The organism is Streptomyces sp. NPDC029466 (genome assembly GCF_055574515.1).
Genome location: NZ_JBVHZH010000024.1, coordinates 45,806 through 57,643 on the forward strand (window position 1 = coordinate 45,806; position 11,838 = coordinate 57,643).

General features: G+C 70.3%; 11 protein-coding genes and 1 tRNA gene. 1 reads left to right on the top strand and 11 read right to left on the bottom strand.

Annotation, left to right across the window (positions count from 1 at the left end):
- Positions 1–100: 100 nt before the first annotated feature.
- From ACZ4XD_RS19490 to ACZ4XD_RS19510, 5 genes are all read right to left on the bottom strand, one after another.
- Complete coding sequence (locus ACZ4XD_RS19490) at positions 101–1,738, bottom strand: MFS transporter (RefSeq protein WP_468043634.1); 1,638 nt, start codon at positions 1,736–1,738, stop codon at positions 101–103.
- The gene (locus tag ACZ4XD_RS19495) at positions 1,735–2,286 is read right to left on the bottom strand and encodes a TetR/AcrR family transcriptional regulator (RefSeq protein WP_468043636.1); all 552 of its coding nucleotides are present in this window, start codon (positions 2,284–2,286) and stop codon (positions 1,735–1,737) included. Before ACZ4XD_RS19495 ends, ACZ4XD_RS19490 begins: the two co-directional genes overlap by 4 nt.
- Before the next feature lie 119 nt (positions 2,287–2,405).
- The gene (argH, locus tag ACZ4XD_RS19500) at positions 2,406–3,848 is read right to left on the bottom strand and encodes an argininosuccinate lyase (protein WP_468043638.1); all 1,443 of its coding nucleotides are present in this window, start codon (positions 3,846–3,848) and stop codon (positions 2,406–2,408) included.
- An 89-nt stretch (positions 3,849–3,937) separates the two neighbouring features.
- Positions 3,938–5,131 (bottom strand): argininosuccinate synthase, encoded by a 1,194-nt coding sequence (locus ACZ4XD_RS19505; RefSeq protein WP_468043640.1) that lies wholly within the window; start codon positions 5,129–5,131, stop codon positions 3,938–3,940.
- A gap of 117 nt (positions 5,132–5,248) precedes the next feature.
- Positions 5,249–5,626 carry a DUF488 domain-containing protein gene (locus ACZ4XD_RS19510; RefSeq protein WP_468043642.1) on the bottom strand — a complete coding sequence of 126 codons (378 nt, stop codon included), beginning with the start codon at positions 5,624–5,626 and terminating at the stop codon, positions 5,249–5,251.
- A gap of 142 nt (positions 5,627–5,768) precedes the next feature.
- Here ACZ4XD_RS19510 and ACZ4XD_RS19515 point away from each other — a divergent pair.
- Positions 5,769–5,842, top strand: a tRNA-Pro gene (locus ACZ4XD_RS19515).
- Between the two features lie 101 nt (positions 5,843–5,943).
- Here ACZ4XD_RS19515 and ACZ4XD_RS19520 read toward each other — a convergent pair.
- The 6 genes from ACZ4XD_RS19520 to argJ form a co-directional block, all read right to left on the bottom strand.
- On the bottom strand, positions 5,944–6,429 hold the full coding sequence (locus ACZ4XD_RS19520; protein ID WP_468043644.1) for an SAM-dependent methyltransferase: 486 nt from the start codon (positions 6,427–6,429) through the stop codon (positions 5,944–5,946).
- A 147-nt stretch (positions 6,430–6,576) separates the two neighbouring features.
- Complete coding sequence (locus ACZ4XD_RS19525) at positions 6,577–7,662, bottom strand: mechanosensitive ion channel family protein (protein ID WP_468043646.1); 1,086 nt, start codon at positions 7,660–7,662, stop codon at positions 6,577–6,579.
- A gap of 262 nt (positions 7,663–7,924) precedes the next feature.
- Positions 7,925–8,467: an arginine repressor gene (locus ACZ4XD_RS19530; protein ID WP_042157018.1), complete on the bottom strand. Its 543-nt coding sequence runs from the start codon at positions 8,465–8,467 to the stop codon at positions 7,925–7,927.
- Positions 8,468–8,475: 8 nt separating this feature from the next.
- Positions 8,476–9,711 carry an acetylornithine transaminase gene (locus ACZ4XD_RS19535; protein WP_468043648.1) on the bottom strand — a complete coding sequence of 412 codons (1,236 nt, stop codon included), beginning with the start codon at positions 9,709–9,711 and terminating at the stop codon, positions 8,476–8,478.
- Positions 9,708–10,637 (bottom strand): acetylglutamate kinase, encoded by a 930-nt coding sequence (argB, locus tag ACZ4XD_RS19540; RefSeq protein WP_468043650.1) that lies wholly within the window; start codon positions 10,635–10,637, stop codon positions 9,708–9,710. Before argB ends, ACZ4XD_RS19535 begins: the two co-directional genes overlap by 4 nt.
- Positions 10,634–11,830, bottom strand: coding sequence for a bifunctional glutamate N-acetyltransferase/amino-acid acetyltransferase ArgJ (gene argJ / locus ACZ4XD_RS19545; protein WP_468043652.1), 1,197 nt, complete (start codon positions 11,828–11,830; stop codon positions 10,634–10,636). Before argJ ends, argB begins: the two co-directional genes overlap by 4 nt.
- Positions 11,831–11,838 lie beyond the last annotated feature (8 nt).

Below are 11,838 nucleotides of genomic sequence, written 5' to 3' on the forward strand. Positions count from 1 at the left end.
CGTGGATCATGGCGCGCGCGGGGGCCGTGATCCACAGGACACGCCCTGGGGCACGGTGGGTGCCCGCCGTCCGGCGGAGCGGCGGAGCGGCGGTACCGCGTTACGGGCGGTCCGCCGGGCCGCCGGCCACCGGGCCGGAGTCGCTCCCCGGCTTCGCACCGGCCGTGGAGAGCGCCGCGGGCCCGGCCGGGGCGGGGCCGGAGGCCAGCTCCTGGCCGCGGAGCAGGAACCACGCGGCGACCGCGGCGGACAGCAGGACCACCGCACCCACCCCGGCCGCGACGTCGACCCCCGCGACGAAGGAGTCCTGTGCGGCGCTGACCAGCGCCGCGCCCTGGTCGGCGGGGAGTTGGCCGGCCGTCTCGACGGCGCCGCCGAGCGATTCGCGGGCGGCGTCCGTGGCGGGCCCGGGCACCTCCGGCGGGGCCTCGAAGCCGCGGTAGATGCTGGTCACGATGGAGCCGAGCAGGGCGATGCCGAGCGCGGCGCCCAGTTCGTAGGCCGTCTCGGAGACCGCGGAGGCGGCGCCCGCCTCCTCCTTGGGCACGCTGGAGAGGATCACATCGGCGGTGACGGTGAACGAGAATCCGGCGCCGACGCCGACCACGAAGAGGATGACGCACAGCGCGGCGGTGCCGGTGTCGGCGTGCAGCGTGGTGCAGCCGACCAGCGAGAGTCCGACCACGGCGAGGCCGCCGGCGACCACGAGCCGTACGGACAGCCGCCGGGCGACCCAGCCGGCGGCCAGACCGGCGCCCACCGCGCCGACCGCCGCCGGGAGTTCGACGAGCCCGGCGTTCAGCGGCGAGCGCAGCTGCACCATCTGGAGGAACTGGGAGAGGAAGAAGACCAGCCCGGAGAGCCCGAGGATGGTCAGCAGGTCGGCCAGTACCGCTCCGGAGAAGCCCCGGTGGTGAAAGAGCTTCATGTTCAGCAGCGGCGAGGGGAGGGTGAGCTGCCGGCGGACGAACACGAACAGGGTGAGCACACCGACGACGGCGGCCAGGGCGATGTCCCAGCGGTAGCCGTGCACCGCCGCTTCCTTGATGGCGTAGACGACACAGACGATGCCCACCAGGGCGAGCAGGACGCTGGGGATGTCCCAGGGGCCGGGGTCCGGGTTGCGTGACTCCGGGATGACCTTGGCACCGACGGCCACCAGCAGCGCCATCACCGGCAGGTTGATCAGGAAGACCGAACCCCACCAGAAGTGCCCCAGCAGAAAGCCGCCGAGGACCGGGCCGACGGCCATACCGGCCGAGGCCATGGCGCCCCAGATGCCGACGGCCAGACTGCGTTCCTTGGGGTCGTGGAAGAGGTTGCGGATCAGCGCCAGCGTGGACGGCATCAGCGTCGCACCGGCGACGCCCTGGAGCGCCCGGGCCAGGATCATCATCTCGGGCGTGGTGGCGTACGCGGCGAGCACCGACATCGCGCCGAAGCCGACGGAGCCCAGCAGCAGCAGCTTCTTGCGGCCGATGCGGTCGCCGAGGCTGCCCATGGAGACCAGCAGTCCGGCGATGACGAAGGAGTAGATGTCACCGATCCACAGCAGCTGCGTGCCGGACGGCTGGAGGTCTTCGCTGAGGAAGGGGGTGGCGAGGCCGAGGACCGTGGCGTCGACGCCTACCAGGAGGACGGCCAGGACGAGGACGGCGAGCGCGAGCCAGCGGCCCGGCCGGGGCTGATCGTCCACATGAGCCGAACCGGCCGGTCCTGACGCTATGGTCTCGGTCATTTCTCCATGCTCCGTCGGATGCCGCCGAGCAGCAGCTCGGCGATCGAGTGGTGAAGGTCGTTACGGGCGACCCGCCCTTCGTGTACGGCCCAGGCGCCGGCGCCGATCAGTCCGTAGAAGGCCTCGGTGAGCCAGGCGGCGCTCAGATCGATCCGGAAGTCGCCCTCTTCCTGGCCGCGTCGGAAGAGGGCGGCGAGGCGGGCGTCGAGTTCGGCCCAGCCGGCGTTGATCTCGCCGTCCTCGAAGAGCTGGTTCTCGGTGAAGAGGAAGGCCAGTACGGCGGCGACCGGTTCGGCTTCGGTGATCAGCCGGCGCAGCGCGTCGGCGGCGTCCCCCTCGTCCAGCCGGGCGGCGTCCATCGCCTGCCCGCACTGTGCGATGCCGTAGTCCTCCAGCGCTCTGATCAGCGCGTCCCGCCCGGCGAAGTGCCGGTGGAGGGTCGCGCGGCTGATGCCTGCGGCGCGGGCGATCTCGTCCATCGGTGTCGAAGCCCGCCGCGTGAGCAAGGCGGCGGCTTCCTTGAGTACCCGTTCACGGTCCAAGGCCATGAGACATACATTAGCCGAATGAGACATCAATGTCTCATCCAGCTCCTTCCACGCACACGACGACGGCCCGCCCCCGGGTCTCGTCCCGGGGGCGGGCCGCCGTCGTTCAGCTCTGCCCGCTAGGCCAGCTTGGTGGCCTGCTTCGCCGTCGCCCACTCCTGCTGGGTGACCAGGTCGGCCCGTACCTCGGCGAGCTGGACCGCCACCGCCGAGGGTGCGGTGCCGCCGCGGCCGCTGCGCGAGGCGAGCGCGCCGGGGACGTTGAGGACGCCACGGACCTCGGGGGTCAGATGCGGCGAGATCTTCGCGAACTGCTCGTCGGTGAGCTGGTCCAGCTCGATGCCGTGCGCCTCGCACTCCTTGACGCACTCGCCCGCGACCTCGTGCGCCACCCGGAACGGCACACCCTGCTTGACCAGCCACTCCGCGATATCGGTGGCCAGCGAGAACCCGGCCGGGGCCAGCTCCTCCATGCGCTCGCGGTTGACGGTCAGGGTGGCCATCATCCCGGTGAACGCCGGGAGCAGCACCTCCAGTTGGTCGCAGGAGTCGAAGACCGGCTCCTTGTCCTCCTGGAGGTCGCGGTTGTACGCCAGCGGCAGCGCCTTGAGCGTGGCCAGCAGCCCGGTCAGATTGCCGATGAGGCGCCCCGACTTGCCCCGCGCCAGCTCGGCGATGTCCGGGTTCTTCTTCTGCGGCATGATCGACGAACCGGTCGAGAAGGCGTCGTGGAGCGTGACGAAGGAGAACTCCTTCGTGTTCCAGAGGATGATCTCCTCGGCGATCCGGGAGAGGTTCACCCCGATCATCGCCGTGATGAAGGCGAATTCGGCGACGAAGTCACGGGAGGCCGTGCCGTCGATGGAGTTGCCGGCCGAGCCGTGCTCGAAGCCGAGGTCGGCGGCGACCGCCTCCGGGTCGAGACCGAGCGAGGAGCCGGCCAGCGCGCCCGAGCCGTACGGGGAGACGGCGGTGCGGTCGTCCCACTGCCGCAGCCGCTCCGCGTCCCGGGACAGCGACTGCACATGCGCCAGCACATGGTGGGCGAAGAGCACCGGCTGGGCGTGCTGGAGATGGGTGCGGCCCGGCATCGCCACGTCCGGGTGGGTCTCGGCGAGCCCGACCAGCGCCTCCTGGAGGTCGGCGATCAGCCCGCCGATGATCCGGGCGTGGTCGCGCAGATACATCCGGAAGAGCGTGGCGACCTGGTCGTTACGGGACCGGCCGGCCCGCAGCTTGCCGCCGAGGTCCGGGCCGAGCCGCTCCAGCAGCCCGCGCTCCAGAGCGGTGTGCACGTCCTCGTCGGCGACGGTGCCGGTGAACGAGCCGTCGGCGACATCCGCGGCGAGCTGGTCGAGCCCGGCGAGCATCCGGGTCAGCTCGTCCTCGGTGAGCAGGCCCGCCTTGTGGAGCACCCGGGCGTGCGCACGGGAGCCGGCGATGTCGTACGGGGCCAGCCGCCAGTCGAAGTGGACGGACGCCGACAGCTGGGCCAGCGCCTCTGCCGGGCCGTCGGCGAACCGGCCGCCCCAGAGCCGGACGTCACCGCTGTTGCTGCTCACTGCTGCTCCTCAAGGCTGCGGTAGATGTGCCACCGCCTCCCCGCCTCAAGGGCAGGGAGGCGGCAGCCTGATGAATCCAACGAGTCGGCTCAGGCCAGGTCGCGCTTGGCCGCGATCTTGCTCGACATACCGAAGAGCTCGATGAAGCCCTTGGAGAGCGACTGGTCGAAGGTGTCGCCGGTGTCGTACGTGGCGAGGTTGAAGTCGTACAGCGACTGGTCGGACTTCCGGCCGGTGACGACCGCGCGGCCGCCGTGCAGCGTCATCCGGATGTCGCCGCTGACCTGCTGGTTGGCCTCGTTGATGAAGCCCTCCAGGGCCCGCTTGAGCGGCGAGAACCACAGGCCGTCGTAGACCAGCTCGCCCCAGCGCTGCTCGACCTGCCGCTTGTAGCGGGCCAGTTCGCGCTCGACGGTGACGTTCTCCAACTCCTGGTGCGCGGTGATCAGCGCGATGGCGCCGGGCGCCTCGTACACCTCACGGGACTTGATGCCGACCAGCCGGTCCTCGACCATGTCGATCCGGCCGATGCCCTGGGCGCCGGCCCGCTCGTTGAGCTGCTGGATGGCCTGGAGGACGGTGACGGGCTTGCCGTCGAGGGCGACCGGGACACCCTCCTTGAAGGAGATGATGACCTCGTCGGCCTCGCGCTGGGTGGCCGGGTTCTCGGTGTACTCGTAGACGTCCTCGATCGGCGCGTTCCAGATGTCCTCCAGGAAGCCGGTCTCCACGGCCCGCCCGAAGACGTTCTGGTCGATCGAGTACGGGGACTTCTTGGTGGTCGCGATCGGGAGGTTCTTCTCCTCACAGAACGCGATCGCCTTGTCCCGGGTCATCGCGTAGTCACGGACCGGGGCGATGCACTTCAGGTCGGGGGCGAGGGAGGAGATACCGGCCTCGAAGCGGACCTGGTCGTTGCCCTTGCCGGTGCAGCCGTGGGCGACGGTGGTGGCGCCGTGCTTCTTCGCGGCGGCCACCAGGTGCTTGACGATGGTCGGCCGGGAGAGCGCCGAGACCAGCGGGTAGCGGTCCATGTACAGGGCGTTGGCCTTGATCGCCGGGAGGCAGTACTCGTCGGCGAACTCGTTCTTGGCGTCCGCGACCTCGGCCTCGACCGCACCGCAGTCGAGCGCACGCTTGCGGATGACGTCCAGGTCCTCGCCGCCCTGGCCGACGTCCACGGCAACGGCGATGACCTCGGCGCCCGTCTCCTCGGCGATCCAGCCGATACAGACAGAGGTGTCCAGGCCGCCCGAGTAGGCGAGTACGACGCGCTCGGTCACGGGTTTCTCCTTACGGTGCATTCGCTGATGGGTATAAGTATGCACTCCACCGTATGTTTCGTCAACGCGTCGATGAATATGCAGGTCAGCGGCGGGTCGTCGGCGTGGCGCGGAGCCTCAATGACCCTCTTGAAGCACCTCGGCCAGCACGTTCACATGGCTCGCGGACAGATCCTTGGTGGCCGTCAGCAGCGTCAGCGGCCCCTCTTCGGCGTACTCCCGCAGCCGTTCCAGCGCCCGCTGCGCGGTCTCCTGCGCCAGCTCCTCGCGATAGCGCGCGGCGAAGACCTCGAACCACTCCCCCTCGTGCCGGTACCAGCGCCGCAGCTCGGACGAGGGCGCCGCATCCTTGCACCACTCGGTGAGCTGCGCATCCTCCTTGGACAGCCCGCGCGGCCACAGCCGGTCGACCAGCACCCGGGCCCCGTCCGCCGGCTCCGGGGGCTCGTACACCCGGCGCACCCGGAGGTTCTCCTTCGCGGATATTTCACCCATAAGGCCATCGAACCATGACAGTCGTGTGCCCGCCGGGAGCCCGGGAGCGCCTCTGCGAGCACCCGCTTTGGATTCATGGCCCGGGACAGGGTATTTTTCTTCTGCACGCCCCGGCCGGGAGTTCTCCGGTCGGCACGAGCACCGGGACGTGGCGCAGCTTGGTAGCGCACTTGACTGGGGGTCAAGGGGTCGCAGGTTCAAATCCTGTCGTCCCGACGGTGCAGTAAGGGCTTTCAGCCCAGGTCAGGGCCTTGCTTCGGATCACTGAAGCAAGGCCCTTGATCGTTTCCGGGGTTCCTCGGCCCGGACTCCCCGGGTTACTGGGCGCGCGGGGTCGTGTAGTAGTCGGCCAGCATCTCCGAGGGCCAGTCCGGCTCGCGCACATCGCCCTGCGGGCCCATCACGCTGAACCAGGGCTTGATGTCGAGCACCGGTGTGCCGTCCACCGCGTCCAGGGCCTCCACATGCAGGTCCAGGCCGTCCACCCTGACCAGGCAGCACCGCGAGACACCCAGCCGGTTCACCCGCCGCATGTTGCGATGGGCGAACGTGCCGCCCACGGGCCAGTCCGGGTTGCCCCGGGGCCGTCGCAGCTCGGGAGGCAGGTCGCCGGGGTCGGTCAGGTGGAAGACGAAGACGACCTCGATATGGGAGAACGCCTCCAGGCCGACCACCGAGTCCTCGGTGTACCGCTCGGGGTCGATGCGGATGACGGAGCGGGTACCGCCCCAGTAGTCATCCGTCGGTTCCACGCGTCCGCCGATCACGTGGGCGACGGGCACGACGGTTAATTCTTCTGACACGGTGCTGAGCTCCTCGGGAGGTGGGGTGGGGGCAGGGCCGGCGGAAAAGCCCCGGCCCGGTGGGATCACCGGCCGGGGCTTTTCCGTCGTACGCGCGCCGCGCGGCGCCGTGGTGCCGTGGTGCCGTACTGCCGTGGTGCCGTACTGCTACGGAACCGGCGGCACCACGTCCGACAGGTCGCGCTGGTGCGGGATCACGATCTCTTCCGGCTTCTGAAGTGCCACGGTGCGTGCCGGGGAGGGAATCCGGATGCCCTCGTCCCGGTAGCGCTGGTGCAGACGCTTGATGAACTCGTGCTTGATCCGGTACTGGTCGCTGAACTCGCCGACGCCCAGGATGACCGTGAAGCCGATACGGGAGTCACCGAAGGTGTGGAAACGGACGGCCGGTTCGTGGTCCGGGTCACCGCCGTTGATGTCCTTCATGACGCTCTCGATGACCTCGGTGGTGACCCGCTCGACGTGGTCGAGGTCGCTGTCGTAGGCGACGCCCACCTGCACCAGGATCGTCAACTTCTGTTCCGGGCGGGTGAAGTTGGTCATGTTGGTGCCGGCCAGCTGGGTGTTGGGGATGATCACCAGGTTGTTGGAGAGCTGCCGCACCACGGTGTTACGCCAGTTGACGTCGACGACATAGCCTTCCTCACCGCTGCTGAGCCGGATGTAGTCACCGGGCTGCACGGTCTTCGAGGCGAGGATGTGCACGCCCGCGAAGAGGTTGGCGAGGGTGTCCTGGAGCGCCAGGGCGACCGCGAGGCCGCCCACGCCGAGCGCGGTGAGCAGCGGGGCGATGGAGATGCCCAGGGTCTGGAGGACCACCAGGAAGCCCATCGCCAGCACGATGATGCGGGTGATGTTGGCGAAAATTGTGGCCGATCCCGCCACCCCGGACCGGGACTGCGCCAGGGACTTCACCACACCGGTGCTCACCCGGGCCACGGTGAGCGTGACGACCAGGATGAGCAGCACGATCAGCGACCGGCTGACGGTGTGTCCGATCGTCGGCGTCAGCGGCAGCGCCGCGGCGGCCGCCGCCAGGCCACCCGTGATCGCCGCCCAGGGCACCACGGCCCGCAGTGCGTCGACGAGGATGTCGTCCCCGCTCCACCGGGTTTTGAGGGCGTGTTTGCCCAGCCAGCGCAGGGCCACCCGCAGCAGCAGGCCGGCCACGATGCCGGCGGCCAGCGCCGCGCCGGCCACGATCAGGTCGTGCAGTGTCACAGCGCGGTTCACCGGCCGGTTCCTCCCGCGACCGGAAGGAGCGGACGTGCTATGAGCCGGATGTGATGTCTCGTCACCATGCCACCTGCTTGTCTCTAGGGCTGTGAAGGCGCCGGGACATCCGTGGACGTCCCGGCGCGAACTGCCATCCTGCCGTATGGGGTTCGGCAGGGAGAGAGTGGCTCGGGTGGATGCTCCGCACGACCGCCGGCGGGGGCGTGACGAGGTGCTCCGGGGAGGGACAAGTTGCTCCGGGGAGCGCGTGCGGAGGGGCTCAGTGCGCCTTCTGCGCCAGCCGCAGCAGATGGTCGGCGAGTGCCTGGCCGCCCGCCGGGTCGCGGCTGATCAGCATCAGGGTGTCGTCGCCGGCGATGGTGCCGAGGATGTCGTGGAGTTCGGCCTGGTCGATGGCCGAGGCCAGGAACTGGGCCGCGCCCGGTGGAGTGCGCAGGACCACGAGGTTGGCGGATGCCTCGGCGGAGATGAGGAGTTCGCCGGAGAGGCGGCGCATCCGCTCCTCCTTGGCGGACTCCCCCAGGGGCGCCCGTGGCTTGCGGTCGCCGCCCTCGCTGGGCACCGCGTAGATCAGCTCACCGCCGGTGTTGCGGATCTTCACCGCGCCCAGTTCGTCCAGATCGCGGGAGAGCGTCGCCTGGGTGACGGACAGGCCGTCGTCGGCGAGCAGCTTGGCGAGCTGGCTCTGGGAGCGGACCGGCAGCCGGTTGAGGATGTCCACGATCCGGCGGTGGCGGGCGGTGCGGGTCTGCGGCACGGCCTGGCCGCCGTTCTGCGCCTCGTTGTCCTGCGGCTCGGTCATCGTTGTCGTCAGTCTCCGGCTCGTCGTTCCCCGTCGGCCCCTTGGCGGGCCGTGTTGAGGACGGCGGGCAGCTTCCGGAGGAACTCCTCCGCCTCCTCGTCGGAGACGATCAGCGGCGGGGCGAGCCGGATGACGTCCGGCGCGACCGCGTTCACCAGGAGGCCCGCGTCCTGAGCCGCCTGCTGCACCTGCGGCGCGAGCGACTCCGTCAAGACGATACCCAGGAGCAGCCCCACACCGCGGACCTGGCTGACCAATGGGTGGCCCAGCTCCTCGGTCCCGGTACGCAGCCGCTCGCCGACGCGCTTGACGTTCTCCAGGATGCCGTCCGCCTCGATGGTGTCCAGAACGGCGAGCGCACCGGCGCAGACGACCGGGTTGCCGCTGAACGTCGAGCCGTGCGCACCGGGCGTGAGCAGCTCGGCGGCCCGGCCGAAGGCCAGCGTCGCGCCGATCGGCAGTCCCCCGCCGAGGCCCTTGGCGAGGGTGACGATGTCCGCCTCGACGCCCTGGGCCCGGGATTCCAGCCAGTGCCCGGTCCGGCCGATACCGGTCTGGATCTCGTCGAGGACGAGCAGGGTGCCGGTGGCGGCGGTGATCTCGCGGGCGGCCTGGAGGTAGCCGGGCGGCGGGACGATGACACCGTTCTCGCCCTGGACGGGCTCCAGGATGACGAAGGCGGTGTCAGTGGTGACGGCGGCGCGGAGGGCCTCGACGTCCCCGTACGGGACGTAGTCCACATCGCCGGGAAGCGGGGCGAACGGGGCCTGCTTGGCGGGCTGGCCGGTGAGTGCGAGGGCGCCCATAGTGCGGCCGTGGAAGCCGCCGGCGGTGGAGACCATATGGGTGCGCCCGGTCAGCCGGCCGATCTTGAAGGCGGCCTCGTTGGCCTCGGCGCCGGAGTTGGAGAAGTAGACCCGGCCGGGGCGTCCGGCCAGCGCGAGCAGGCGCTCGGCGAGGGCCACGGTGGGCTCGGAGACGAAGAAGTTCGAGACATGACCGAGGGTGGCGACCTGGTCGGAGACCGCGCGGACCACCGCCGGGTGGGCGTGCCCGAGGGAGTTGACCGCGATGCCGCCGAGGAAGTCGAGGTAGGCGTTGCCGTCGGCGTCCCAGACGGTGGCGCCCTCGCCGCGGACCAGCGGGATACGCGGGGTGCCGAAGTTGTGCATCATGGCGCCCTGCCAGCGCCCGGTGAGGCCGGCGTTGGTCGCCGGGCCGTGGGTGTGTGCCACGTCGCTCATGTCGCCCCCTCGATCGTGTTCGCGTCCGGCACGACCATCGTGCCGATTCCCTCGTCGGTGAAGATCTCCAGCAGGATCGAGTGCTGGACCCGCCCGTCGATGACCCGGGCGGTGTGCACCCCGTTGCGGACGGCGTGCAGACAGCCCCGCATCTTGGGGACCATGCCGCTGGCCAGGTCGGGCAGCAGCTTCTCCAGTTCGGTGGCGGTGAGGCGGGAGATCACCTCGTCGCTGTTCGGCCAGTCCTCGTAGAGGCCCTCGACGTCGGTGAGCACCATCAGCGTCTCGGCGTCGAGCGCGGCGGCCAGCGCGGCCGCCGCGGTGTCGGCGTTGACGTTGAAGACACCGGAGGCCCCGGAGGCGGCGTCCTCCTCGTCGCTGCTGCGGGCGATGGAGGAGATGACCGGGATGCGGCCGTCGTCCAGGAGCGCCTGGACCGCGCCGGGGTCGATGGAAGTGATCTCGCCGACCCGGCCGATGTCCACCCGCTCACCGTCGACCTGGGCGAAGTGCTTGGTCGCGGTCATCAGATGGGCGTCCTCGCCGGTCATGCCGACGGCGAGCGGGCCGTGCTCGTTGAGGAGTCCGACCAGCTCACGCTGCACCTGGCCGGCCAGCACCATCCGTACGACGTTCATCGCCTCGGGGGTGGTGACCCGCAGGCCGCCCTTGAACTCCGACTCCAGGCCGAGCAGGTCCAGCTGGGCGCTGATCTGCGGGCCGCCGCCGTGCACGACGACGGGGCGCAGCCCGGCGTGCCGCAGGAAGACCACGTCCTGGGCGAAGGCGCGCTTGAGCTCCTCGTCGATCATGGCGTTGCCGCCGAACTTGATGACCACGGTCTTGCCGTGGTGACGGGTCAGCCAGGGCAGCGCCTCGATGAGGGTGCGGGCCTTGGGCAGCGCGGTGTGCTTGCGGGCGCTCATGACGAGTACGCGCTGTTCTCGTGGACGTAGTCGGCGGTGAGGTCGTTGGCCCAGATGACCGCGGACTCGGTGCCGGCGGCGAGGTCGGCGGTGATGCGGACCTCCCGGTAGCGCATGTCGACCAGCTCGCGGTCCTCCCCCACGGAGCCGTTCTTGCAGACCCAGACGCCGTTGATGGCGACGTTCAGCTGGTCGGGCTCGAAGACGGCGGACGTGGTGCCGATGGCGGAGAGCACCCGGCCCCAGTTGGGGTCCTCACCGTGGATGGCGCACTTGAGGAGGTTGTTACGGGCGATGGAGCGGCCGACCTCGACCGCGTCGTCCTCGCTCGCGGCGTTGATCACCTCGATGCGGATGTCCTTGCTCGCGCCCTCGGCGTCCCCGATCAGCTGCCGGGCGAGGTCGTCGCAGACCGCCCGGACCGCCTCGGCGAAGTCGTCGGCGGCCGGGGCGACGCCGGAGGCGCCGGAGGCGAGCAGCAGCACCGTGTCGTTGGTCGACATACAGCCGTCGGAGTCGACCCGGTCGAAGGTGGTGCGGGTCGCGGCCCGCAGCGCCGTGTCGAGCTCGGCGGCCGGCACATCGGCGTCGGTGGTCAGGACGACGAGCATGGTGGCCAGGCCCGGGGCGAGCATGCCGGCGCCCTTGGCCATACCGCCGACGGTCCAGCCGTCCTTGGTGACGACCGCGGTCTTGTGCACGCTGTCGGTGGTCATGATGGCGAGGGCGGCCTTCTCGCCGCCGTGCGGGCCGAGTTGGGCGACGGCCTTGTCGACGCCGGGCAGCAGCTTGTCCATCGGCAGCGTGACGCCGATCAGGCCCGTCGAGCAGACCGCGATCATGCCGGCGTGGTGCCCGCCGGTCTCGTCGTACCCCGCGGTGTTCAGCGACGCGGCGACCTTCTCCGCGGTGGCGTGGGTGTCCTGGAAGCCCTTCGGGCCCGTACAGGCGTTGGCACCGCCGGAGTTGAGGACGACGGCGGACAGCTCGCCGCCCTTCAGCACCTGTTCCGACCAGAGCACCGGCGCCGCCTTGACGCGGTTGGAGGTGAAGACACCGGCGGCCGCGGTCCGGGGCCCGTTGTTCACCACGAGGGCGAGGTCGGGGTTGCCGCCACTCCCATTGGCAAGAGGGGCCTTGATCCCGGCCGCGATGCCCGCCGCCGTGAATCCCTGTGCTGCCGTCACACTCACTGCTCGTC

Coding starts and splice junctions, on each gene's coding strand:
- ACZ4XD_RS19490 (WP_468043634.1), bottom strand. CDS start 1,738: ATGACCGAGACCATAGCGTCAGGACCGGCCGGTTCGGCTCATGTGGAC.
- ACZ4XD_RS19495 (WP_468043636.1), bottom strand. CDS start 2,286: ATGGCCTTGGACCGTGAACGGGTACTCAAGGAAGCCGCCGCCTTGCTC.
- ACZ4XD_RS19510 (WP_468043642.1), bottom strand. CDS start 5,626: ATGGGTGAAATATCCGCGAAGGAGAACCTCCGGGTGCGCCGGGTGTAC.
- ACZ4XD_RS19530 (WP_042157018.1), bottom strand. CDS start 8,467: ATGACCGAGCCGCAGGACAACGAGGCGCAGAACGGCGGCCAGGCCGTG.
- ACZ4XD_RS19535 (WP_468043648.1), bottom strand. CDS start 9,711: ATGAGCGACGTGGCACACACCCACGGCCCGGCGACCAACGCCGGCCTC.
- argB (WP_468043650.1), bottom strand. CDS start 10,637: ATGAGCGCCCGCAAGCACACCGCGCTGCCCAAGGCCCGCACCCTCATC.